The organism is Pantoea sp. EKM20T, from assembly GCF_011800485.1.
In the GTDB taxonomy this organism is placed as follows: domain Bacteria; phylum Pseudomonadota; class Gammaproteobacteria; order Enterobacterales; family Enterobacteriaceae; genus Pantoea; species Pantoea agglomerans.
Genome location: NZ_JAALFW010000001.1, coordinates 471,149 through 493,409 on the forward strand (window position 1 = coordinate 471,149; position 22,261 = coordinate 493,409).

Annotated in this window: 24 protein-coding genes and 1 other RNA gene; 13 read left to right on the top strand and 12 right to left on the bottom strand. The window is 54.8% G+C overall.

Annotated features, from left to right (window positions below):
* Positions 1–37: 37 nt before the first annotated feature.
* Complete coding sequence (locus HFD94_RS02295; protein ID WP_122889130.1) at positions 38–283, top strand: hypothetical protein; 246 nt, start codon at positions 38–40, stop codon at positions 281–283.
* Between the two features lie 8 nt (positions 284–291).
* Positions 292–444: a pleiotropic regulatory protein RsmS gene (rsmS, locus tag HFD94_RS02300; protein ID WP_010255907.1), complete on the top strand. Its 153-nt coding sequence runs from the start codon at positions 292–294 to the stop codon at positions 442–444.
* Here the strand turns inward: rsmS and acrR are convergent.
* Positions 441–1,079, bottom strand: coding sequence for a multidrug efflux transporter transcriptional repressor AcrR (gene acrR / locus HFD94_RS02305; RefSeq protein ID WP_010255906.1), 639 nt, complete (start codon positions 1,077–1,079; stop codon positions 441–443). The genes rsmS and acrR overlap by 4 nt on opposite strands.
* A 142-nt stretch (positions 1,080–1,221) precedes the next feature.
* Between acrR and HFD94_RS02310 the strand changes: the two genes are divergently transcribed.
* From HFD94_RS02310 to ykgO, 4 genes are all read left to right on the top strand, one after another.
* Positions 1,222–2,415 carry an efflux RND transporter periplasmic adaptor subunit gene (locus tag HFD94_RS02310; RefSeq protein ID WP_010255904.1) on the top strand — a complete coding sequence of 398 codons (1,194 nt, stop codon included), beginning with the start codon at positions 1,222–1,224 and terminating at the stop codon, positions 2,413–2,415.
* Positions 2,416–2,431: 16 nt separating this feature from the next.
* Positions 2,432–5,587, top strand: a complete 3,156-nt coding sequence (locus HFD94_RS02315; RefSeq protein ID WP_010255902.1) for a multidrug efflux RND transporter permease subunit AcrB — start codon at positions 2,432–2,434, stop codon at positions 5,585–5,587.
* A 162-nt stretch (positions 5,588–5,749) separates the two neighbouring features.
* On the top strand, positions 5,750–6,004 hold the full coding sequence (locus HFD94_RS02320; RefSeq protein WP_010671219.1) for a type B 50S ribosomal protein L31: 255 nt from the start codon (positions 5,750–5,752) through the stop codon (positions 6,002–6,004).
* Positions 6,005–6,015: 11 nt separating this feature from the next.
* Positions 6,016–6,156, top strand: a complete 141-nt coding sequence (gene ykgO / locus HFD94_RS02325) for a type B 50S ribosomal protein L36 (RefSeq protein ID WP_010255896.1) — start codon at positions 6,016–6,018, stop codon at positions 6,154–6,156.
* A gap of 45 nt (positions 6,157–6,201) precedes the next feature.
* Here the strand turns inward: ykgO and HFD94_RS02330 are convergent, their stop codons facing one another.
* Genes HFD94_RS02330 through HFD94_RS02340 form a run of 3 tightly spaced genes read right to left on the bottom strand, consistent with a single transcriptional unit; the run spans position 6,202 to position 8,600 of the window.
* A complete protein-coding gene (locus HFD94_RS02330; RefSeq protein ID WP_122889131.1) occupies positions 6,202–7,080 on the bottom strand; it encodes a metal ABC transporter substrate-binding protein in 879 nt (292 codons plus the stop codon).
* Between the two features lie 15 nt (positions 7,081–7,095).
* Positions 7,096–7,935 carry a metal ABC transporter permease gene (locus HFD94_RS02335; protein ID WP_062758242.1) on the bottom strand — a complete coding sequence of 280 codons (840 nt, stop codon included), beginning with the start codon at positions 7,933–7,935 and terminating at the stop codon, positions 7,096–7,098.
* Entirely contained in the window at positions 7,932–8,600 is a 669-nt protein-coding gene (locus tag HFD94_RS02340; RefSeq protein ID WP_167432728.1) for a metal ABC transporter ATP-binding protein, read from the bottom strand. The genes HFD94_RS02335 and HFD94_RS02340 overlap by 4 nt, the downstream gene beginning before the upstream one ends.
* Positions 8,601–8,941: 341 nt before the next feature.
* On the opposite strand from HFD94_RS02340, the gene HFD94_RS02345 reads away from it, so the two are divergent.
* The 3 genes from HFD94_RS02345 to HFD94_RS02355 all read left to right on the top strand — a co-directional run bounded on the left by HFD94_RS02345 (position 8,942) and on the right by HFD94_RS02355 (position 10,060).
* On the top strand, positions 8,942–9,295 hold the full coding sequence (locus tag HFD94_RS02345; protein WP_010255885.1) for a hypothetical protein: 354 nt from the start codon (positions 8,942–8,944) through the stop codon (positions 9,293–9,295).
* A 147-nt stretch (positions 9,296–9,442) separates the two neighbouring features.
* Positions 9,443–9,820 carry an Hha toxicity modulator TomB gene (gene tomB / locus HFD94_RS02350; RefSeq protein ID WP_003850455.1) on the top strand — a complete coding sequence of 126 codons (378 nt, stop codon included), beginning with the start codon at positions 9,443–9,445 and terminating at the stop codon, positions 9,818–9,820.
* 24 nt (positions 9,821–9,844) lie between these two features.
* On the top strand, positions 9,845–10,060 hold the full coding sequence (locus tag HFD94_RS02355; protein ID WP_003850458.1) for an HHA domain-containing protein: 216 nt from the start codon (positions 9,845–9,847) through the stop codon (positions 10,058–10,060).
* 134 nt (positions 10,061–10,194) lie between these two features.
* On the opposite strand, the gene ffs is transcribed toward HFD94_RS02355, so the two are convergent.
* Positions 10,195–10,291: signal recognition particle sRNA small type (gene ffs / locus HFD94_RS02360), an RNA gene on the bottom strand.
* Between the two features lie 175 nt (positions 10,292–10,466).
* Here ffs and HFD94_RS02365 point away from each other — a divergent pair.
* Positions 10,467–10,778 (top strand): MGMT family protein, encoded by a 312-nt coding sequence (locus HFD94_RS02365; RefSeq protein ID WP_010255882.1) that lies wholly within the window; start codon positions 10,467–10,469, stop codon positions 10,776–10,778.
* A gap of 39 nt (positions 10,779–10,817) precedes the next feature.
* Here HFD94_RS02365 and HFD94_RS02370 read toward each other — a convergent pair whose 3' ends face one another.
* Entirely contained in the window at positions 10,818–11,375 is a 558-nt protein-coding gene (locus HFD94_RS02370; protein WP_010255881.1) for a YbaY family lipoprotein, read from the bottom strand.
* A 190-nt stretch (positions 11,376–11,565) separates the two neighbouring features.
* Between HFD94_RS02370 and tesB the strand changes: the two genes are divergently transcribed.
* Complete coding sequence (gene tesB / locus HFD94_RS02375; protein ID WP_010255880.1) at positions 11,566–12,429, top strand: acyl-CoA thioesterase II; 864 nt, start codon at positions 11,566–11,568, stop codon at positions 12,427–12,429.
* 52 nt (positions 12,430–12,481) lie between these two features.
* Here the strand turns inward: tesB and amtB are convergent, their stop codons facing one another.
* From amtB to HFD94_RS02400, 5 genes are all read right to left on the bottom strand, one after another.
* The gene (gene amtB, locus HFD94_RS02380; protein ID WP_122889134.1) at positions 12,482–13,768 is read right to left on the bottom strand and encodes an ammonium transporter AmtB; all 1,287 of its coding nucleotides are present in this window, start codon (positions 13,766–13,768) and stop codon (positions 12,482–12,484) included.
* A 34-nt stretch (positions 13,769–13,802) separates the two neighbouring features.
* On the bottom strand, positions 13,803–14,141 hold the full coding sequence (gene glnK, locus HFD94_RS02385; protein WP_003850469.1) for a P-II family nitrogen regulator: 339 nt from the start codon (positions 14,139–14,141) through the stop codon (positions 13,803–13,805).
* Between the two features lie 257 nt (positions 14,142–14,398).
* On the bottom strand, positions 14,399–16,174 hold the full coding sequence (locus tag HFD94_RS02390) for a SmdB family multidrug efflux ABC transporter permease/ATP-binding protein (RefSeq protein ID WP_010255871.1): 1,776 nt from the start codon (positions 16,172–16,174) through the stop codon (positions 14,399–14,401).
* Entirely contained in the window at positions 16,167–17,936 is a 1,770-nt protein-coding gene (locus HFD94_RS02395; protein ID WP_033756779.1) for a SmdA family multidrug ABC transporter permease/ATP-binding protein, read from the bottom strand. Before HFD94_RS02395 ends, HFD94_RS02390 begins: the two co-directional genes overlap by 8 nt.
* 24 nt (positions 17,937–17,960) lie before the next feature.
* The gene (locus tag HFD94_RS02400) at positions 17,961–18,422 is read right to left on the bottom strand and encodes an Lrp/AsnC family transcriptional regulator (RefSeq protein WP_031592177.1); all 462 of its coding nucleotides are present in this window, start codon (positions 18,420–18,422) and stop codon (positions 17,961–17,963) included.
* Positions 18,423–18,539: 117 nt separating this feature from the next.
* On the opposite strand from HFD94_RS02400, the gene HFD94_RS02405 reads away from it, so the two are divergent.
* Positions 18,540–19,574, top strand: coding sequence for a PLP-dependent cysteine synthase family protein (locus HFD94_RS02405; RefSeq protein WP_010255863.1), 1,035 nt, complete (start codon positions 18,540–18,542; stop codon positions 19,572–19,574).
* A gap of 34 nt (positions 19,575–19,608) precedes the next feature.
* On the opposite strand, the gene cof is transcribed toward HFD94_RS02405, so the two are convergent.
* Positions 19,609–20,430, bottom strand: coding sequence for an HMP-PP phosphatase (gene cof, locus HFD94_RS02410; protein ID WP_167432729.1), 822 nt, complete (start codon positions 20,428–20,430; stop codon positions 19,609–19,611).
* 92 nt (positions 20,431–20,522) lie between these two features.
* Here cof and HFD94_RS02415 point away from each other — a divergent pair, with 92 nt between their 5' ends.
* Positions 20,523–22,241: an SgrR family transcriptional regulator gene (locus HFD94_RS02415; RefSeq protein WP_167432730.1), complete on the top strand. Its 1,719-nt coding sequence runs from the start codon at positions 20,523–20,525 to the stop codon at positions 22,239–22,241.
* Positions 22,242–22,261: the final 20 nt, after the last annotated feature.

Genomic DNA, 22,261 nt, shown 5'->3' on the forward strand with positions numbered 1-22,261 from the left:
CTCCTATACTGGGTGTGATTCGGCGCGGAGAAGAACCATGGCTTTACTTGTGTGGCTGTTAAGCGGTCTACTGCTGGGGTTGCTGAAGCGCCTGCTGATGCCGGGACCACCGGGCGGCCTGGTTGCTACCCTGACGCTGTCGATGATCGGGGCTCTGATTGGCGGCTATATCGCCACCTATTTTGATCTGGGCACCCTGGCTACGCTGCATATCGGCGCACTGGGCGTGGCGATTATCGGTGCATTAGTGATGCTGCTGGTCGCGGCCCGACTACGTATTTAGGAGAAGAGATGTCACTGGAAAATGCCCCTGACGACGTCAAACTGGCAGTTGATCTGATTCAGCTACTGGAAGAGCATCAACTGCCGGTAGAAACCGTGCTTTCAGCGCTGGCCATGGTGCAGCGCGATTTCGAAAACAAGCGTGATCGCCCATCGGCTTAGTGGTGGGCAGTCAGCGTCGGACTGAGGCGTAGCATATCGATAAAGGCATTGACCAGCGTCGGCGCGTCTCCGGCTAAATCAAAACTGTCCGGCGCAAACAGCCAGCTTTCCATCATACCGTTGACGTAACCGCGCAGGATAAGAGCGGCCTGACGCGTGCTGAGACTGCCCGGAAGTTGTCCGGCTTCAATACACTGGCGCAGCACATCTTCAATTTTGTCGTAGCATTCCAGCAGTAAGCTCTGCTGCATATTCTTCAGCGCCGACATTTCGCCCACAAATTCACATTTGTGGAAAATGATCTCCATCAAGGCGCGGCGCTGCGGATCCTTTGCTGTCGCGTCAAAGATATAGACCAGCATCGCTCGCAACACAGAGAGTGGATCGCCAGGGTATTTTGTCTGATACTCAAGTTCCACATCGTCCAGACCAGCATCACAACGAAGCCATATTTCATGTAATACATCGGCTTTATTTTTGAAGTGCCAGTAGATGGCCCCTCGCGTGACGCTGGCAGCGGTTGCAATATCCGCCAGAGAAGTGGCTGAAACGCCCTGCTGCGAAAACAGAACAATGGCGGCATCAAGAATTTGATGTCGCGTTTCAAGTGCTTGCGCTTTGGTTTTTCGTGCCATAAGGGGCTTTTTTTACAAACAGGTAAGTTTACATACATTTGCGAATGTATGTACCATAGCATGACCTGCGACTTGACACAGCAATGGGTTTTTCAGTTTGTGATCCATTGACCAATTGATATCGGACACTAGAGGTTTATTTATGAATAAAATCAGAGGATTATCGCCTCTGGCGGCCGTCCTGATGCTATCAGGCAGCTTTTTGTTAACAGGATGTGACAACAATAAATCCGAACAAGCCGCCCAGCAACCGCCAGCAGTGGGGGTTGTAACACTGAAAACTGAACCCCTGAAAATCTCGACTGAATTACCTGGCCGCACCTCGGCATATCGTGTCGCCGAAGTCCGTCCGCAGGTTTCCGGTATCATTCTGAAGCGTAACTTTGTTGAAGGCAGCGATGTCAAAGCGGGTCAGTCTCTTTATCAGATCGATCCTGCTACCTATCAGGCCGCCTATGACAGCGCCAAAGGTGACTTAACTCAGGCGCAGGCCAATGCACGCATCGCTCAGCTGACCGTTAAACGTTATAAGCCTTTACTCGGCACCAAATATATCAGTCAGCAGGATTACGACACCGCCGTTGCCACGGCCGCGCAAAACGATGCTGCGGTTCAGGTAGCAAAAGCCAATGTAGAAACGGCCCGCATTAACCTGGCTTATACCAAAGTCACCTCGCCTATCAGTGGCCGCATCGGCAAATCGTCAGTAACGGAAGGTGCGCTGGTACAAAACGCACAAACCACCGCTCTGGCCACTGTGCAGCAACTTGACCCGATGTATGTCGACGTCACCCAGTCGAGCGAAGATTTCATGCGCTTACGTTCAGAACTGGAGTCGGGTCAGCTGAAGCAGAACGATGGCAAAGCCAACGTGACCCTGCTGATGCAGAACGGCAACAGCTATCCACAGACAGGTACGCTGGAGTTCTCTGACGTTACCGTTGATGAAACCACGGGTTCTATCACCCTGCGCGCCATTGTCCCGAACCCGAACCATGCGCTGTTACCGGGTATGTTTGTTCGCGCTCGTCTGGATGAAGGTACCAATCCTAATGCGTTGCTGGTTCCGCAACAGGCGGTAGCCCGTACCCCAACGGGTCAGGCAACGGTCATGGTGGTAGGTGCAGATAACAAAGTGGAAGCTCGTCAGGTCACCACCTCTCAGGCGATTGGCGACAAGTGGTTAGTCACCGACGGTGTTAAAGCGGGTGAACGTGTGATCAGCACGGGTCTGCAGCGAGCCAAGCCGGGCGCACAGGTTACCCCACAAGAAGTCTCAGACGATGCGAAAGCGGCACCCGATTCAAAGCCGCAGTCTGACAAGTCATCGTCATAACAGGAGCCGTTGATTCATGGCTAAGTTCTTTATCGATCGGCCCATCTTTGCGTGGGTGCTCGCCATCATCATTATGCTGGTCGGTGCGCTATCGATTCTCAAACTTCCGATTGAGCAATATCCCAATGTTGCACCGCCGGCGATTGAGATTCAGGCCACCTACCCTGGTGCAGATGCTAAAACGCTGCAGGACTCGGTGACCCAGGTCATCGAACAAAATATGAACGGCATTGATGGACTGATGTATATGTCCTCAAGCAGCGACTCATCCGGTACGCTGACCCTGACGATCTCCTTTGAGTCAGGAACAGATGCCGATATCGCGCAGGTTCAGGTGCAGAACAAACTGCAGCTGGCGACGCCGCTGTTACCGCAGGAAGTACAGCAACAGGGGATTCAGGTTAAGAAATCTTCCAGTAGCTTCCTGATGGTAGCGGGCTTCATCAGCGATGATGACAATATGACGCAGAATGATATTTCTGACTTTATTTCATCGTCCATCAAAGACCCGATCAGCCGTACCAAAGGCGTGGGTGATACCCAGGTATTTGGTGCGCAGTACGCGATGCGTATCTGGATGGATCCGCACAAGCTGAACAACTACAACCTGACGCCGGTTGATGTTATCAGCGCCCTGAATACGCAGAACACCCAGGTTGCTGCCGGTCAGTTGGGCGGTACGCCTCCGGTTCCGGGACAGCAGCTTAACGCCTCGATCATTGCGCAAACCCGTCTCACCTCTACCGATGAATTCGGCAAAATCCTGCTGAAAGTGAATGAAGATGGTTCTCAGGTTCGTCTGCGTGATGTGGCAAGGATTGAACTTGGCGCGGAAAACTACGAAATCGTTGCCCGTTATAACGGCAAGCCTGCGTCCGGTATCGGTATCAAGCTGGCCACCGGTGCGAATGCGCTGGATACCGCCAATGCGGTGAAAGAAGAACTGGCCAAATTGCAGCCGACGTTCCCGGCCGGTTTGAAAGTGGTCTATCCGTATGACACCACGCCTTTCGTTAAAATCTCGATTTTCGAAGTGGTGAAAACGCTGATCGAAGCGATCGTGCTGGTGTTCCTGGTCATGTATCTGTTTCTGCAGAACTTCCGCGCCACGCTCATTCCTACCATCGCGGTCCCTGTGGTATTGCTGGGTACGTTTGCCGTTATCAGCGCTTTTGGCTATTCGATAAACACCCTGACGATGTTCGGGATGGTGCTGGCCATCGGCTTGCTGGTGGATGACGCCATCGTGGTGGTCGAGAACGTTGAGCGCGTAATGGCGGAAGAGGGATTACCGCCAAAAGAAGCGACTAAGCGTTCTATGGAGCAGATCCAGGGCGCACTGGTCGGTATCGCGCTGGTGCTGGCTGCCGTATTTATTCCGATGGCGTTCTTTGGTGGTTCGACCGGTGTTATCTACCGTCAGTTCTCCATCACTATCGTTTCGGCAATGGCGCTGTCGGTGCTGGTCGCCTTTATTCTGACGCCGGCACTCTGTGCCACCATGCTGAAACCGATTAAAAAAGGCGAGCACGGTAAAACCACCGGTTTCTTCGGCTGGTTCAACCGCATGTTCGACAAAAGCACCAACCACTATGTGGATGGTGTGGGTCACATGGTTCGCAGTACGGGTCGCTATATGGTGATCTATCTGGTGATCGTGGTCGGTATGGCGTTTCTGTTTGTGCGACTGCCCTCTTCATTCTTACCGGAAGAGGATCAGGGTCTGCTGCTGGCTCAGGCGCAGCTGCCTGCTGGTGCAACCCAGGAGCGTACGCAGAAAGTGCTGGACCAGGTGACGGATTACTTCCTGACCCAGGAGAAAGACACGGTTAAATCGGTGTTTACCGTTAACGGCTTCGGCTTTGCCGGTCGTGGACAGAACACCGGTATCGCCTTCGTCAGTCTCAAGCCGTGGGATGAGCGTACCGGCAGCGACATGAAAGTACCGGCGATTGCTGGCCGTGCCATGCAGGCGCTGGGCGCGATCAAAGATGCAATGGTCATTCCTTTCAACCTGCCAGCCATTATTGAACTGGGTAACGCGACCGGCTTCGACTTTGAGCTGATCGACCAGAATAACCTTGGCCACGATAAGCTGACGGAAGCGCGTAATCAGCTGTTCGGCATGATTGCGCAGCATCCTGATACGCTGGTTGGCGTCCGTCCTAACGGGATGGAAGATACCCCGCAGTACAAGCTGACCATCGATCAGGAGAAAGCACAGGCGCTGGGCGTATCACTGAGTGATATCAACACCACGCTGGCGGCTTCCTGGGGCGGTTCCTACGTCAATGACTTCATTGACCGCGGTCGCGTGAAGAAAGTTTACGTCATGGGTAAAGCGGACGCCCGCATGCTGCCGGACGACATTGGTAAATGGTACGTGCGCAACAGCAGCGGAACCATGGTGCCCTTCTCTGCCTTCTCGTCAGCGAAATGGCAATATGGCTCACCGCGCCTTGAGCGTTACAACGGTCTGCCTGCGATGGAAATCCTGGGACAGGCTGCGCCAGGCAAAAGTTCGGGTGCGGCAATGGACCTGATGGAAGAGCTGGCGGCGAAACTGCCTGCCGGTATCGGCTATGACTGGACCGGTATGTCCTATCAGGAACGCTTGTCAGGTAACCAGGCCCCTGCGCTCTATGCCATCTCGCTGATTGTGGTCTTCCTGTGTCTCGCCGCACTGTACGAGAGCTGGTCGATTCCATTCTCGGTTATGCTGGTTGTCCCGCTCGGGGTCATTGGTGCACTGATCTTTACCACCCTGCGTGGCCTGAGTAATGACGTCTACTTCGTAGTGGGGTTACTGACAACCATCGGCCTCTCCACCAAGAACGCCATCCTTATCGTCGAATTTGCTAAAGATTTGATGGATAAAGAGGGTAAAGGGCTGATTGAAGCTGCGCTGGAAGCGTGCCGTATGCGTCTGCGTCCTATCCTGATGACGTCACTGGCGTTTATTCTCGGGGTACTGCCGCTGGCGATCAGTACCGGTGCCGGTTCCGGTTCGCAAAACGCCGTAGGTACCGGCGTTATCGGTGGTATGGTCACCGCGACCATACTGGCGATCTTCTTCGTTCCTGTGTTCTTTGTGGTGGTACGCCGCCGCTTTGGCAAGAAAAAAGAAGAATCAGCGAATAGTCATCCGGTTGAGCATAACCAGACTCACTAAGCTGTAAATCATCTGAGGCCGCGCAAGCGGCCTTTTTTTATGCCTGCGATTCAGCCCTTCTCATTTCCTGTCCCCTTGCTTTTCCTGTCTCACGGACAGTTGCAATCCTGGCCTGTGCATCGCATAATATTGTTATAGTATAACATTACATAGGTGTGCATTATGAAAGCGAATATTCATCCTCACTATCGTCACGTGGTTTTCCATGACACATCGGCTGATGTCTGGTTCAAAATCGGATCAACCATCAAAACCGATCGCACCGTGGAGTTCGAAGGCGAAACGCTGCCCTACGTCACCCTGGATGTGTCGTCTGCCTCACATGTGTTCTACACCGGCAAACAGAAAGATTTTGCCAAAGAGGGCAGCACCGCACGCTTTAACCAGCGTTTCGGGCGTTTTCTTGGAAAGAAATAGAGGAGAGGATCATGCAGGTATTAAGCTCGCTGCGTTCAGCAAAAAATCGCCATCGGGATTGTAAAGTAGTCCGCCGCAAAGGCCGTATTTACGTTATCTGTAAATCAAACCCGCGGTTTAAAGCAGTACAGGGAAGAAAGAAAAAACGCTAGTTTGTGTCGTGATGACTGGCCGGGCTTGCCCGGCCTTTTTTATGCTTAGTGCATGCTCTTCAGCATCGCATTCACGTTGTGTTTAAAAGCCGCCTGATAGGTGGCTGCCGGGCCAGAGGCCGTGGATAATGCTTCCGGATAGAGCTCACCACCCGGCTCAGCCCCGGTGGCGCTGGCAATCTGTTTTACCAGACGCGGGTCGGTCTGGTTCTCAATGAAATAGCGGTTGATGTGCTGGTGCTTCAGTTGGGTGATTAAGTTACCCACGTTGCTGGCACTCGCTTCCGCCTCAGTAGAGAACCCTACCGGCGCAAGGAAAGTCACGCCATATCGCTGTCCAAAATAACCAAACGCATCATGACTGGTCAGCACTTTACGCTTATCGGCTGGCACAGCGTCAAAGGCGGTTTTTGCCCAGCGATCCAGCGCCTGCAGTTGCTGAATATAATTCTGTCCATGCTGACGAATGGCCGGAGCATCTTCAGGATCGGCTTTGACCAGCGCATTCATCACGTTGGTCGCGTAGATAACGCCGTTCTGCATGCTGTTCCAGGCGTGAGGATCGGTAACAGTTTTACCCTCCTCCTCCATGCTGCGGGTGGTGACACCGGTTGAAGCGACAATGGGCTGACCGCGATACCCTGAGGCGCTGACCAGCCGATCCATCCACCCTTCCAGTCCCAGTCCGCTGACAAACACCAGATCGGCCTTCGCCAGCGCCTGACTGTCCTGCGGTGTCGGTTCAAAAGTATGAGGATCGCCATTCGGCCCTACCAGGCTTTTAACCTTTACATGCTCGCCGCCGACCTGCTTAACGATGTCAGCCAGCACGGTAAAGCTGGCCACGACATCCACCGTTTTGGCCATCGCCAGAGGCGTGGCAAACAGCGCAGCGAGCGCCAGGCTAACCGGTAATTTTTTCATAGATACCCCTTAAGATTAATGGCGGCGTAAAATTCCGCCGCACGGCCCTGTAAGAATGGAGAAAAAAAACAGCATGGCGGCGCTTAGCACTACAGCGGGACCCGCCGGCAATGAGAAGTGCCAGGAGAGCATCAGCCCGGCCAGCGCCGAAATCATTGCCATGAAAATGGCGATAACCAGCATCGCGGCGAGATGGCGACTCCAGAAGCGGGCGCTGGCGGCGGGCAACATCATTAAACCCACTGACATCAGGGTGCCCAGCACCTGAAAACCCGCCACCAGATTCAGCACCACCAGCATTAAAAACAGACCATGCACCAGCGGCGCGTTCCATTTTCCCTGCGCACGCAGGAAGTCGCCGTCAAACGCATCGATGACCAGCGGACGATAGATCACCGCCAGCAGAATCAGCGTAAAGGCAGCGATGCCGCCCACCAGCAACAGCGCTGCGTTGTCTACCGCCAGCAGCGAGCCAAACAGAACGTGCAGCAGATCCACACTTGAGCCGCGTAATGAAACCAGCGTGACGCCCAGCGCCAGTGAACCCAGATAGAAGCCGGCAAAACTGGCATCCTCTTTCAGCGGCGTGTAGCGACTGACCGCGCCAGAGAGCAGCGCCACGGCTAAACCAGCGATCAGGCCGCCAACACCCATCGCGACCAGTGACAATCCGGAGATCAGATAGCCAATGGCGGCACCGGGCAGCACCGCGTGTGATAAGGCATCGCCAATCAGGCTCATACGTCGCAGGGAGAGGAATACCCCGAGCGGCGTGGCGCTGACGGCCAGCGCCAGACAGGCCACCAGCGCGCGTCGCATAAAACCAAACTCAATAAAGGGTTGAATCAGGGTCACGGCGCACGACTCCCCAGAGAGGAAGCAGGCAGGCAGGTGCAGTTAACCTCACGTTCATCCATCGACATCACGTTACTGAAGTAGCGCGCCACCAGCGGACGATCGTGCAGCACCACCAGCAGGGTTGTTCCGGCCTGCTGTTGCTGCTCAAGGATCGACATCAGTAGCGTCACTGTCTGGCTGTCAATACCGTTAAAAGGCTCATCCAGAAGCCAGAGCTGGCTGCGCTGCAGCATCAGCCGCGCAAACAATACCCGCTGCAGTTGTCCACCGGATAACGTCGCGGGCTGCGCATCCGCATAATCACTCATCTGAACCGCTTCCAGCGCCTGCCAGATCTCCCGACGCAGTATCCGGTTAATGCCGCCGAACCAGCCGCAGCGTGGCCAGCAGCCAATAGAGACCAGTTCAAATACCGTCAGGGGAAAGCGGGTCTCAAGTTCGGTGCGCTGCGGCAACCAGCCGATATCCCGGCGTGCAACATGCAACTCGCAGCGCCCGGCTATCGGTGGCAGTAAGCCAGCAATGGTTTTTAACAGGGTTGATTTGCCGCTACCGTTCGCGCCGACCAGCGCAGTCATCGAGCCTGCGGCGAGCTGGCCGGTAATAGCCGGGGTCACAACCTGTCCCTGGTAGCCCGCGCGAAGCGCGTTAAACAGGATCATGCGCTGATCCCCCATTTTATTGCCACGGCAAGCAGCATGATAAATAGCAGTGCTACTCCCAGCCGCCCGCCCAGTGACATAAGTAGTCCACTCTGACGCATTACTTCACCATAATGTTATAACATAACAGTAAAGATACCTGATGTTGCTCTCTGTTGAATGTGGGATTGTGTATCAAAAGATAAATACCAGCTGCACGCACTGGCAGACCCGCGCTGGCGATAAGGCCTGCGGCGGCGTCTGGCAAATCTCATAAACTGAGAGTTTTGTGCTCAACTGGCTTGCAAACCAGTTGCAGAAAACCAATGATAGGTTTATTAACGGTTATAAGTGGAACAGATATGCTGTCACGCATTGAATGTGATATTGCCGCGGGTGAATCGGACTGCGCAAAAATAGCAGAGATTGTTCAGCGGAATATTCTCAAAATAACCGATTTGCTGGTAGGGGATTTACGCTGGTACTCACAAAATGCCCGGTTAGTTCCAGGCAGTTTAAAAATCATTTCGGTTGAATACCAGGATCTGAATAGTTTTAAATTACTTTACGATTTTGACTGGAATTTATTTAGTCCCTGCCTGGATCTAAATGAAACCGTGACGCAGTCAGAACAGGTAAACTTTCACATTAAGCCCGGTGCACTTGAGTTTGATGTGATCGACAATGAGCAACCCTCCCCTGGCGATGAATTGTAATATTTAGTAATGGAGGTGAGCAGAACTAATGGTTTTACACTATCTTTAAGGTATCCCGTTTAATAACTGCCCGAATAATCGCTTCCTGGCCGCGTGATCTTCTCTCGCCGCCCTGCGGCAACTGTGCTAGCTATGGAGGGGAAAAAGATGGACGAATACTCACCGAAACGGCATGATATTGCCCAGCTTAAATACCTTTGTGAGAGTCTGTTTGACGACAGCATGGCAACATTAACCGACAGTCATCATGGCTGGGTTAATGATCCCACTTCTGAAAGCAATCTACAGCTTAACGATTTGATTGAGCATATCGCCTCTTTCACCATGAATTACAAAATTAAGCACGTTGAAGATGAAGCGCTGATTTCGCAAATCGATGAATATCTTGATGATACTTTTATGCTATTCAGCAATTATGGTGTCAATAGTCCGGATCTTCAGCGGTGGCAACGTTCAGCAAAACGCTTATTTAATCTGTTCACTGAAGAGTGCGCTTTTCTCCAGCAACCGAGCCATTCATTATAGTAAAGACATGAGAACGGTTTATTTATGAACAAAACCCTGACTAAAACCGATTATTTGATGCGACTGCGGCGCTGCCGCTCTCTTGATACCCTGGAAAGGGTGATTGAAAAAAATAAGTATGAATTACCGGAAGATGAATTAGCGGTATTTTACTCAGCGGCTGACCATCGCCTGGCGGAACTGACGATGAACAAGCTCTACGATAAAGTCCCGGGTTCAGTATGGAAATTTGTCCGTTAATCTGATCGCTTACAGTTCAGTTTTACCCCAATAAAGTACCGGATAATCCTGCCTGCCGGCAAAGGATCGGCCCAGGCGGGTTTTGCCTGTCTGCAGCTTAGGGGGAGAATATCGAAGGGAGAAAGTGGTGGGGGCCCTGCCAGCTACATCCCGGCACACGCGTCACCTGCTACGGCTGCTTCCTTCCGGATCTGACCGAGTTCACAAGCTAGCATTGCGGGAGAACCAACAGGGCCCCCATTGACAAGCCCTCTTTACGAGAGCGGGGGCATTATCTGGGAAGGAGGTGGCAATTGCAAGCGTAGTCGGGACAACCGTTGTTTTCTTGAACAACCACTGCTTTTACGCTTTCTCCGCCTTTTCCCCGTGCTAAAGTTAAAACCCTTTTTCCTGATGAAATAAGTACATGAATCAGCCTGACACTTTCCAGCAACGCATCTGGCAAATTGTTGCCGCTATTCCGGCTGGCCGCGTCACCACCTATGGCGATGTGGCGCTACTGGCCGGTTCTCCGCGCGCGGCGCGTCAGGTCGGTGGCGTGCTGAGCCGCTTACCCGAGGGCACTACCCTTCCCTGGCATCGCGTCGTAAACCGACACGGCACAATTTCTCTTCAGGGTGACCGTCTGTTGCGGCAGCGGGATGCACTGGAGGCGGAAGGCATAGAGGTGAGTGATGATGGACAGCTCGATCTCGAGGCTTATCGCTGGCGAGTTTAGTCTGTGAGAAAAGGGCGACAATGTCGCCCCGAAAAGAGATTACAGACGGGTTGGAGCAGGAACCGCAGCAGACGGCGTCACCTGAGTCGGTGAGGTCGAAGGAACGGTGGTCGCTGCGCCCGGCTGGGTTGGCATCGCCATAGACGGTACCGGTACCAGCAGCAGCTCTGCTTTGGTGCCACCCTGGTTAATCACTGGCTTCACGCCTTCAGTGATAAAGGCCAGCTTACCGTCGATTGAGATGGCTGCGCTTAACAGAATGCGTGCATCAGGCTTGATGTCGGCTGGGTTAAACGGCAGCACGAACTGGAACGGTGCCTGTTTGCCTTCGGTACGCACCACGCGCTGCGACAGCACTTTTGAGGGTGCATCGGCGACGGACGCATCAGAGAGCGTCACGGTTAATACCGCATCCGGCGGCAGCGCAATGCGCTGGCGGATAAAGACTGAACCACTTACGTTAGGCTGCGCAATCGCCGCCGTCTGTCCTGCAACCGCAGAACCCAGAGTTGGCGTTGGCACGGGTTTACTCTTGTCGGCGCATCCTACAACAGCAACCGCCATAACTACTCCACTGAACACATGCCTGAGTTTCATTGATGTCGTCTCCATTTGATCAAAATGATTGTCGGCAGCGAATCCTGCTTACAGCGCTTCACTCGCCGTATGTCCTTAATGTTGGCACAAAAATGAAATTTTGCCTGGCACCGACAATGTAGAAAGTCTGATTGACGTCAACTGGTCCGATCTTTCACACTGAGCAGGTCACTATATTGAGGAACGCGCCATGAGTCAGGCACTGCAAAATCTGCTGAATTTATTAAATCTGGAAAAACTGGAAGAGGGTTTATATCGCGGCCAGAGCGAAGATATTGGCCTTCGTCAGGTGTTTGGCGGTCAGGTGGTGGGTCAGGCGCTGTATGCCGCAAAGCAAACCGTGGCAGAAGATCGCATTATTCACTCTTTTCACAGCTATTTTTTGCGGCCCGGCGATAGTCAGAAAGCGATTATTTACGATGTTGAAACGCTGCGTGATGGCAAAAGTTTCAGCGCACGTAGGGTCAGTGCCATTCAGAATGGGCAGCCGATTTTTTATATGACCGCCTCGTTCCAGTCACCGGAAAGCGGCTTTGAACATCAGAATCCGATGCCACAGGTGGCGGGGCCAGAGAATCTGTTAACTGAACAGGCGATGGCGCAGAAAATGGCGCATCTGCTGCCAGAAAAGCTACGTGAAAAATTCATTGCTGAGCGTCCGCTGGAGATCCGCCCGGTACAGATTCACAATCCTCTCCGGGGACATGTGGATAAGCCGGAGCGCCAGGTCTGGATCCGTGCCACCGGCCCACTGCCCGACGACTTACGTATCCATCAGTATCTGCTCGGCTATGCTTCCGATCTCAATTTCCTGCCGGTCGCGCTCCAGCCGCACGGCAAAGGCTTTTTAGAGCCGGACATGCAGGTCGCCACTATCGACCACTCAATGTGGTTCCACCGCCCGTTCGACTTCAGTGAATGGCTGCTCTATAGCGTAGTCAGTACTTCGGCGTCAGGCGCACGGGGTTTTGTCCGGGGCGAGTTCTACAATCAGCAGGGTGTGCTGGTGGCCTCAACGGTTCAGGAAGGGGTGATGCGTCAGCGCAGCGAATAAAAAAAAAGGGGGCGATTCCTCGCCCCCGGTTGATCTTTTCACTGCCCATCCGTTACTGGTTATAAGCATTCTCGCCGTGGCTGTTTACATCCAGACCTTCACGCTCATGCTCTTCCGGAACGCGCAGACCGACAATCAAATCAGCCAGCTTGAAGCCGATGAAGGCGACAACGCCCGACCAGACGATAGTCAGGCCCACGCTGAAGAGCTGTACCCAGACCTGATGGCCCATGGTGACCCCCTCTGCGTAGCCTACGCCGCCCAGTGAAGAGGAGGCAAACACGCCAGTCAGGATACAGCCGACAATGCCGCACACGCCATGCACGCCGAACACATCGCAGGGATCATCCACGCGCAGCCATTTTTTCAGGGTGGTCACGCCCCACAGTCCCGCCAGTCCGCCGACCAGGCCGATGATTAATGCACCGCCGACGCCGACGTAACCACAGGCAGGCGTAATCGCTACTAATCCGGCAATAAAGCCTGAACAGGCACCCAGCAGCGAAGGCTTACCACGTACCGCCCACTCGCCAAAGGTCCATGACAACACGGCGCCCGCTGTTGCGACAACGGTGTTCAGGAAGGCCAGCGCCGCGATTTCGTTTGCTGCAGAAGCAGAACCGGCGTTGAAACCGAACCAGCCGACATACAGAATGGCGGTGCCGGTGAATACCATTGGCAGGTTGTGTGGTTTGAAGGCCTCTTTACCAAAGCCGGCACGTTTGCCCACCAGATAAGCGCCCACCAGACCGGCGACAGCGGCGTTGATATGCACCACGGTGCCGCCAGCAAAGTCCAGCGCGCCATCCTGTGCCAGGAAACCGCCAGCCCACACCATGTGCGCGATAGGAAGGTAAGCCAGGGTCAGCCAGACGCCGACAAAAATCAGTACGGCAGAGAAACGGATGCGTTCTGCGATAGCACCGACAATCAGGCCCACCGTGATACAGGCAAACGAGGCCTGGAACGCGACGTGAATATATTGATAGAAGCTGCCCATGACGGCGGTCAGCTGAATGTTTTTCAGCATCACCCAGTTAAAGCTGCCAAAGAATGCGTTGCCTTCACTGAACGCCAGTGAATAGCCGTAAACCATCCACAATACGCAGACCAGTGAGAAGGTGACGGCAACCTGGGTCAGCATCGACAGCACGTTTTTACCGCGAATCAAACCACCGTAAAACAGCGCGATACCTGGAATTGACATAAACAGCACCAGCGCGGTGCAAATCATCATAAATGCGTTATCAGCCTTGTCCGCAACGGCAGGCGCAGCCATCGCGAGTGAGGGTAACAGTGCCAGGCTGGTGAGGCCCAACTTAGCGAAAACTTTATTCATTTTTATACCATCCCATCACAGTACTGAGTCTTTATTACAGAGCGGCTTCGTCGGTCTCGCCGGTACGAATACGGATGACGCGCTGCAGTTCAGCCACGAAAATTTTACCGTCGCCAATTTTGCCGGTGTAAGCCGCTTTACTGATGACATCCACCACTTCGTCTAACTGATCGTCGGCAATAGCGATATCAATTTTGACCTTAGGCAGGAAGTTCACGCTGTACTCTGCGCCACGATAAAGCTCTGCATGGCCCTTCTGACGGCCAAAACCTTTCACTTCGGAGACGGTCAGTCCCTGAATGCCGATAGAGGATAAAGCTTCACGTACATCCTCCAGCTTGAATGGCTTAATTACGACGGTAACCAGCTTCATTGGATCCCCTCCAGCGAGTAAATAGGTAACGTTTACGGACACGCAGGTATATAAGCAAAGCCTGTGCCAGAGTGTGAAAATGACGGTAATACGTTGTTCAGGCGAGACGCGACAAGGGATGCTTTAAAGAGGATGGGAAACAGAGAGGCCGTACAGGGGAAATTGCAGCGGAGGGCTGCACTCCTTTGGTGCTTCAGGCGTCAAAGGAGTGCATTTATACAGATTAATCTGATAAAGGTGCGCAAAAAAGGTGCAACTCAGCCTTCAGTTGTTACAGCGACGCCCGATACCAGATCTTCACCTGCCTGCTGCAGCTGATACATCTGCCAGTAACGTCCCTGCATCGCCAGCAGTTGCTGATGCGTACCCTGCTCAACCACACGACCACGATGCAGCACCAGAATCTTGTCTGCTTCAATAATCGTTGAGAGGCGGTGAGCAATCACCACCAGCGTGCTGTGCTGGCGCAGCGTCTCAAGCGTCTGCTGAATAGCCTGCTCGGTGCCGGAATCAATATTGGCCGTCGCTTCGTCGAGGATCAGTATCTGCGGCAAATCAACCAGCACCCGGGCCAGTGCCAGCAGCTGTTTCTGCCCGACCGACAGATTATTGCCCTGCTCGCCCAGCCGGGTATGTATTCCCTCCGGCAACGCATGCGCCAGCGGAGCCAGCTGCACCTGTTCCAGCACCGTCCAGACGGCCTCTTCGCTGATGTCGCGTCCCAGCCGCACATTCGCCAGCAGCGTATCGGCCAGCACCACCGGATCCTGCTGCACCATCGCAATACCGCGCCGCAGCACGGCATGGCTCAGGTTGCTGATGGGTCGATCATCAATGCGGATCTCGCCACGCGTTACCGGGTAGTAACCCATTAACAGGTTCGCCAGCGTGCTTTTACCACTGCCGGTATGTCCCACCAGCGCCACAAACTCGCGTGGGGCAACCTCAAGATTGATATCACTGAGCACATCGCGGTTTTCACGGTAGGCAAAGCTCAGATTGTTCAGGGTGATACGACCTGAAGCCAGCGGTTGCTGATCGGCACCATACTGCTGCTGTGCAGCATCCATCAGTTCGAAAATACGCTCACCTGAAACTACCGCCTGCTGCAGCATCGATTGCTGAGTGGTCAGCTCAATCAGCGGCTCATTCAGACGCCCCAGATAGGTAATAAAGGCATAGAGTACCCCCACTTCAAACACGCCAGGCATCGAGAAACTAAACAGGATCAGCAGCCCACACAACACCATCGCTGAAAACAGGCTCAACAGCGGACGCAGCAGAAAACCATCCAGGCGCAGCGTTTCCATTCGCGCCAGATAGTGAGAGCGGCTCGCTTCGCCCATTCGCTCACCAAATCGCGCCTGCTGACGAAACTGCTGGATCACGCTCATACCGCTGATCACTTCGTTAAAGCCATTATTGATGTCTGCCAGATAGCTGCGAACCCGACGGGCAATGGGCGTGCTGTAACGCTGATAGATGAACATCACCACCAGTACCAGCGGAAAGATCATCATCGCCACCAGCGCCATGCGCCAGTCAAGGCTGAACATCGCCACCATCATGGCGCCGACCAGTGCGGCACTGCGCAACACGGTTGAAACCACCGTGACGTAGAGATCGCGGATGACTTCGGTGTCGTTAGTCACGCGTGAAATAATCTGCCCGACCGGCTGGGTATCAAAGGCACTCAGCGGCTGACAGAGTGCGGCATTCATCACGTCACTGCGTAACCGCTGTACCACACCGATAGCGGCTCGGTTAAACAACAGCGCCTGCCAGTAGTGCAGCCCGGCGGCCAGCAGCTGAAGCAGGATAAAACTGACCACCAGTCCTGCGACCACTCCCCAGGGCATCTGATGTTTCGCCACCAGGTTGTCGATAAAGTAGCTGACCAGAACCGGTCCGGTCACTTCCGCCGCGGCAGCGATCCACAGCATCCCTACCGCCAGCGACAGGGATTTGCGCCACGGCTTACCGTAGCTCAGCAGACGCTTCAGGGTAGGCCACAAGCGTGCAGACTTAGCCATGCGGCACTCCTTTCTCATTTTCATCATCATCCAGCGCCGCTTCCAGTTGCTGGTAACGGTACATGTCCCGATACCAGCCAGCCCTGCCGGTCAGCGCGTCGTGGTCGCCCCGCTGCGCCACTCTGCCCTGCTGCAGGACCAGGATTTCACTGGCTTCCGTCAGCGCCGATAAGCGGTGCGCGCTGATAATCAGCGTGCGTCCCTGCCCCCAGATGCGCAGGTTATGCAGGATTTCGTGTTCGGTACGGCCATCCACCGCAGAAAGCGCGTCGTCCAGAATCAGGATTTCCGCATTCAGCAGCAGCGCCCGGGCAATCGAAAGACGCTGCTTCTGCCCACCCGACAACATCACACCGCGCTCCCCGACTTCCGTTTCATAGCCCTGCGGCAAACGCAGGATATCGTCATGAACGCAGGCCAGCGTGGCGGCATGCTCAATCTCCTGCTGGGTTGCGCCCGGTTTCCCCAGCGCAATATTGTTCGCCACGCTGTCTGAGAACAGGAACGGTGTCTGGCTCACCACGGCCAGACGGCTGCGCCAGCTGTCCAGCCGCAATTGCGGCAGCGGGATCTGGTGATAACGGATGTCGCCCTGCTGAATATCAAAGTGGCGCTGAATCAGGCTAAGCAGCGTACTTTTGCCACTGCCGGTTGGTCCGCACAGCCCCAGCATCTCGCCGGGTTTCAGCTGGAAGCTGACATCGCTTAAGACCGGACCCACGCTGGCCGGATAGTTAAAGGCACGAATCGCGACCTGCAGCGTGCCCGGTTCAGATGGCAGTGACTTATCGCCATCTTCCACCGCTGGCGCTTCCGCCAGCAGCGCGCCGATGCGGCTCCAGGCGGCGCTGCCGCGTTCAACAATATTAAACATCCACGCCAGCGCCAGCATCGGCCAGATCATCAGGCCGAGATACATCACAAAGCTGGTGAGCTGCCCCAGCGTCATCTCTCCATGCCAGACCAGCCAGCTGCCGCCACCAATCGCCAGCAGGTTTGAGAAGCCGATAGCGATATAGATAGTGGGGTCGAAACGGGCATCGACCCGCGCCACGCGCAGGTTTTTTTCACCGGTATCGCGGGCGATATCGGAAAATTGCTGCGACTGATGCTGTTCAAGGCCAAAGGATTTAATCATCCGGATGCTGGTCAGGCTCTCCTGCGTCTGATCGTTGAGACTGGAGAAGGCGGCCTGTGCCAGCTTAAAGCGATGGTGCAGTTGATTACCGTAGCGATGGATCACGATGGCCATAATGGGCATCGGCACCAGCGCAAGCAGCGTCAGCTGCCAGCTGATCTGCGTGCTCATTACCAGCAGCACCACGCAGCCCATGACCAGCGAGTCGACCAGCGTCAGAACCCCTTCCCCGGCCGCAAACACCACCCGATCCACGTCGTTGGTGGCGCGCGCAATCAGGTCGCCGGTGCGGTGACGCAGATAAAATGCCGGTTGCTGGCGACTCAGCTGGCGATAGAAATCTTCGCGCAGCTCAACCGCCAGCTGGTAGGAGGCACCAAACAGCAGCACGCGCCAGACATAGCGCAGCAGATAGACCACTACTGCCGTTGCCAGCATGATCCCAATCCACATCATGATGCGGCTGGTGCTCATGTTGTCACGCGTCACGCCATCGACAATCACCCCGACCACATGCGGTGGCAGCAGCTGCAGAATAGCAATAACAATCAGCAGGAGGACCGCGCCCAGATAGCGCCGCCACTCCCGCAGAAAATACCAACTTAATTGACTGAATAATCGCACAACGCTGCTCTCAATCTCAGGCCCTCAGGGGGCGACAGGTAAAGCCGTGGTGTATTTAATCTCTTCCATGGCGAAGCTGGATGTCACATCAATCAGGCCGGGCACCCCATTCACTACTCGCTTGTAGAAAGCATCATAGCTTTTCATGTCGGCCACCTGAATGCGCAGCAGGTAATCATACTCGCCTGCCATACGGTAAAAGGCCATTACCTCCGGCATGCTGCTCACCACTGAGACAAATGCCTGATACCAGTCGCGACTGTGCTGCTGCGTTTTAACAAACATAAACGCCGTCAGTGACAGTCCGATTTTATCTCCATCCAGCAACGCCACCCGTGCGCGAATAATGCCATCATCTTCAAGCTTTTTCAGGCGCTTCCAGCAGGGTGTGGTGGTGAGGTTGACGGCATCCGCCAGCGCCTGCAGCGACAGCGTGCAGTCATGCTGCAGCAGTGAGAGCAATTTAAGGTCAGTTTTATCTAACATTCGCGGCTCCGGGAGAATCATTTTCTCCATTACCGCCATTTTAGCGGTAATTGTGTAATCTCTTTTTCCTGCACGTGCCATAAAATAGCCGCATCACTTTTTTACCGGACGCCTGAGATGCACACCTGCTGGATTCGCCACGCTATCAACGAAATTAACGCTGATTTTCAACGATCGGCTGAGACCCATTTGATCCGTTTCGATCTGGCGGACTTTCCCGGCATCTGGTTCTATCTGAAAGATGAAAGTACCCATCCCAGTGGCAGTCTCAAACACCGGCTGGCACGATCCCTGTTCCTCTACGGCCTCTCCAACGGCTGGATTAAACAGGATACGCCGATTATCGAAGCCTCGTCAGGCAGCACTGCCGTTTCTGAGGCGTACTTCGCAAGGCTGCTGGGTCTGCCCTTTATTGCGGTGATGCCGGCGAGCACAGCGAAGCGTAAAATTGAGCAGATCACCTTTTATGGCGGACAGTGCCATTTTGTTGAAGATCCCTGCCAGCTCTATGCTGAATCTGAACGGCTGGCGCGGGAGCTCAATGGCCATTTTATGGATCAGTTTACCTATGCTGAACGTGCCACCGACTGGCGCGGCAATAACAATATTGCAGAGAGCATTTTCCGTCAGATGGAGCATGAACCTTATCCGATTCCCCATACGATAATCATGAGTGCGGGCACCGGCGGCACCTCAGCCACGCTGGGCCGCTATATCCGTTATCAGGGACTGGAAACCAAACTGCTGGTGGTTGATCCGCAGCATTCGGTGTTTTTTGATTACTGGCAGCAGCGTGATGCTACCCTGACCAGCGCGCGCGGCAGCATGATCGAAGGAATTGGCCGTCCGCGAGTGGAGCCGTCGTTTATGCCTGACGTGATCGACGAAATGATCAAAGTGCCGGATGGTGCAACGCTGGCCGCCATGCTGAAACTGGAAAAGATTCTGGGACGCAAGCCTGGCGCCTCTACCGGCACCAATTTCTGGGGCATGATGCAGGTGGCAAAACGCCTACGGGCAGCGAATCAGCAGGGAGCTCTGGTGACACTGCTGTGCGACAGCGGCGAACGTTATCCCGATAGCTACTATCAGCCTGAGTGGGTGGCAAAACATATTGGCGATATCACGCCATGGCAGCGCGAGCTGGAATAAAAAACCGGACATCCTGTCCGGTTCACGGCAATCCTCAGCATTCGGGGGAATACGCGAGGTCGGGTGTTGCCAGCCAGTGATTTAAATAGTGAGACACCGCCTGTGTCTCGCAATGCCCTAATACCGGCAGATGCGGTAGCGCGGCTTTCAGCTGCGCCATCGCATTGCCCATGATAAAACCCTGTCCGGCCTGCGCCAGCATCTCGCGATCGTTCATCGCATCACCAAACGCCATACACTCCGCCATGGTCAGCGACAGATGGTCACATAACAGTGCCAGCGCGCTGCCTTTATTGCAGCTGGCGGGTAACACCTCCAGACAATCCACGGCAGAGAAGCAGATGTTAGCCTGCTCGCCCAGTGCGGCATCCAGCTCTGTTTTTAGCTGACAGAGGCGCTGATGCTGATCGATAAAGCAGATTTTTGTCACCTGATGCGCGGGCAATCTTTTAAGATCGCACAGCTGATAGCCAAATCCGCTGATCTGATGGGCCACCAGCAGTTCAGGCTGTGGGTGATCGGTAAACCACCCCTGATCGTTGAAAACATGCAGGGTGGCGTGCGTATCCCAGCGGCGGTGGATCACCTCTCCGGCGACCGAAGAGGGCAGATCACGCGCAAAGATCAGATTGCCCTGCCTGTCGTGTACACGGGTACCATTACCGGTAATCAGCCACGCGGGCAGTGTCATTTTTTCCCGTAAGATCTGCATCTCCAGCAGATGGCGGCCCGTCGCCAGCGCCAGATTAATGCCACGCAGATGCAACGCCTGCAGGCTATCCAGCGTCTGCTGACCCAGCTGATGATCCGGCAGCAATAATGTGCCATCCATATCGAACGCGGCTAAACGCACCATGATTTACCTCCTGCTGAAAGATGAACTCCACTATTGCCTGTTAATTGCGGAACTAATAGTGAATACTTTTAAAAAACTGTTCCGGGTTTAACATGCGCCAGCTTAACCGTCTTAATCAGTTCCAGCGTCTGTGGCAGCAGAGTCAGGGCGCCCCACAGCAAACCTGCGTGGCGGAGATGGCCCGCCACTGTATCTGCAGCGAGCGTCATTTGCGCACGTTGCTGTCACAGTGGCAGCATGCAGGCTGGCTCAGCTGGCGCGGCGAGCCAGGCCGTGGCAAACAGGGACAGATAGTGTTTCTGCGCTCACCTGAACAATTACGGCAGCAGTTGCTGCAACAACAGCTCGACGCCGGAGACGCAGCTGAGGCCTTGCAGCTGCTGGATCTGCCGCCGGAAAGGCTGATCAATATGCTGCGGCCATTAATGGGTGGACAGTGGCAGAACGATACGCCGGTGCTGCGCATCCCCTACTATCGTCCGATGGAGAGCACAGAGCCGCATCAGATTACCGGTCGGGCCGAACAGCACCTGGCTCGCCAGATCTATTCCGGTCTGACCCGCTTTGAGCAGGATGAGCCGGTTGGCGATCTGGCGCATCACTGGCAATATGACGAGGCGTCATCTGGCTGGTTATTCTGGTTACGGCCTCAGCTGATGTGGCACAACGACGAACCTGTGCAGGCCGAACAACTGGTGGCGCAGTTCCACCAGCTGTTGCGGGATAGGCGCGTCAGCATGTTACTGGCCGATGTGGTCAGCGTGGATGCGCCCCATCCGCTTGCGGTGCGTTTCGTACTGCGACGGCCTGATTTCTGGCTGCCCCATCGGCTCGCCCACTTGTTGTGCCTGCTGCCCCATCCCATCGATCCCGCCACGGGCAGCGGGCCGTGGAAACTCAGGCACTTCAGCGCCGAGCTGGTCAGGATTGAAAGTCACGCGCGCTGGCATCTGCAGCGCCCTCTGCTGCAGGCGGTGGAGTACTGGATTACTCCTCAGCTATTTGATCCCGCTCTCGGCAGCAGCTGTCGTCATCCGGTGCAGATTGCGATAGGGGATGCCACAGAGCTCAGGACGCTGCAACCGGTCAGCAGCAGTATCAGCCTCGGCTTCTGTTATCTGGTCTGCCGGCCGCGAGCCGGATTTACCGCTGATCAGGCGCGCACGCTTTTCCAGCTGATCCAGCAAAGCGGCATTGTCAGCCGGTTGCCTCTGGATGAGGGACTCATCACTCCCAGTAAAGAGCTGTTACCTGGCTGGAGTGTGCCGCTGATTGATGCTGTCACGGTTCCCTTACCGGCAACCCTGACGCTGCATTATCAGTTGCCGGTTGAGCTGCACCAGATGTCACAGGCGCTGGTTGCACTGTTAAAACAGCACGGCTGCACCCTGAAGGTAGTTTTTCATCCGGTAAAAAACTGGCACGGCATCGACCCGCTTGATGAGGCAGATATCGTGATGGGCGACAGACTGATTGGTGATGCGCCGGTCTTTACGCTGGCCAATTGGTTGCAGACTGACCCGCTATGGCGGCCGCTGTGGCCCACACTGCAGGGCGAAGAGATTCAGGCGCAACTGCTGGCTATCCAGCAAATTGCTGACGACGAAACCCGTGCCCGCTCGCTGCATCAGCTTTATCATCAGCTGATGACGGGCGGCATCCTGCTGCCACTGTTCAATTATCGCTATCAAATCTACGCGCCGCCGGGCGTTGAAGGGATTGAACTGAATACGCTGGGCTGGTTCGATTTCAGCCGCGCATGGATCCCGCCGCCCATTGATCTGCCATGCAGCTGTTCAGCGGCGGACTGAGGCATTACCATAAGCGCAAA

Excerpts from the sequence above, each read along its gene's own strand:
- HFD94_RS02295 (WP_122889130.1), top strand. The coding sequence starts at position 38 with ATGGCTTTACTTGTGTGGCTGTTAAGCGGTCTACTGCTGGGGTTGCTG.
- rsmS (WP_010255907.1), top strand. The coding sequence starts at position 292 with ATGTCACTGGAAAATGCCCCTGACGACGTCAAACTGGCAGTTGATCTG.
- acrR (WP_010255906.1), bottom strand. The coding sequence starts at position 1,079 with ATGGCACGAAAAACCAAAGCGCAAGCACTTGAAACGCGACATCAAATT.
- HFD94_RS02310 (WP_010255904.1), top strand. The coding sequence starts at position 1,222 with ATGAATAAAATCAGAGGATTATCGCCTCTGGCGGCCGTCCTGATGCTA.
- HFD94_RS02315 (WP_010255902.1), top strand. The coding sequence starts at position 2,432 with ATGGCTAAGTTCTTTATCGATCGGCCCATCTTTGCGTGGGTGCTCGCC.
- HFD94_RS02320 (WP_010671219.1), top strand. The coding sequence starts at position 5,750 with ATGAAAGCGAATATTCATCCTCACTATCGTCACGTGGTTTTCCATGAC.
- ykgO (WP_010255896.1), top strand. The coding sequence starts at position 6,016 with ATGCAGGTATTAAGCTCGCTGCGTTCAGCAAAAAATCGCCATCGGGAT.
- HFD94_RS02330 (WP_122889131.1), bottom strand. The coding sequence starts at position 7,080 with ATGAAAAAATTACCGGTTAGCCTGGCGCTCGCTGCGCTGTTTGCCACG.
- HFD94_RS02340 (WP_167432728.1), bottom strand. The coding sequence starts at position 8,600 with ATGATCCTGTTTAACGCGCTTCGCGCGGGCTACCAGGGACAGGTTGTG.
- HFD94_RS02345 (WP_010255885.1), top strand. The coding sequence starts at position 8,942 with ATGCTGTCACGCATTGAATGTGATATTGCCGCGGGTGAATCGGACTGC.
- tomB (WP_003850455.1), top strand. The coding sequence starts at position 9,443 with ATGGACGAATACTCACCGAAACGGCATGATATTGCCCAGCTTAAATAC.
- HFD94_RS02355 (WP_003850458.1), top strand. The coding sequence starts at position 9,845 with ATGAACAAAACCCTGACTAAAACCGATTATTTGATGCGACTGCGGCGC.
- HFD94_RS02365 (WP_010255882.1), top strand. The coding sequence starts at position 10,467 with ATGAATCAGCCTGACACTTTCCAGCAACGCATCTGGCAAATTGTTGCC.
- HFD94_RS02370 (WP_010255881.1), bottom strand. The coding sequence starts at position 11,375 with ATGAAACTCAGGCATGTGTTCAGTGGAGTAGTTATGGCGGTTGCTGTT.
- tesB (WP_010255880.1), top strand. The coding sequence starts at position 11,566 with ATGAGTCAGGCACTGCAAAATCTGCTGAATTTATTAAATCTGGAAAAA.
- amtB (WP_122889134.1), bottom strand. The coding sequence starts at position 13,768 with ATGAATAAAGTTTTCGCTAAGTTGGGCCTCACCAGCCTGGCACTGTTA.
- glnK (WP_003850469.1), bottom strand. The coding sequence starts at position 14,141 with ATGAAGCTGGTTACCGTCGTAATTAAGCCATTCAAGCTGGAGGATGTA.
- HFD94_RS02390 (WP_010255871.1), bottom strand. The coding sequence starts at position 16,174 with ATGGCTAAGTCTGCACGCTTGTGGCCTACCCTGAAGCGTCTGCTGAGC.
- HFD94_RS02400 (WP_031592177.1), bottom strand. The coding sequence starts at position 18,422 with ATGTTAGATAAAACTGACCTTAAATTGCTCTCACTGCTGCAGCATGAC.
- HFD94_RS02405 (WP_010255863.1), top strand. The coding sequence starts at position 18,540 with ATGCACACCTGCTGGATTCGCCACGCTATCAACGAAATTAACGCTGAT.
- cof (WP_167432729.1), bottom strand. The coding sequence starts at position 20,430 with ATGGTGCGTTTAGCCGCGTTCGATATGGATGGCACATTATTGCTGCCG.
- HFD94_RS02415 (WP_167432730.1), top strand. The coding sequence starts at position 20,523 with ATGCGCCAGCTTAACCGTCTTAATCAGTTCCAGCGTCTGTGGCAGCAG.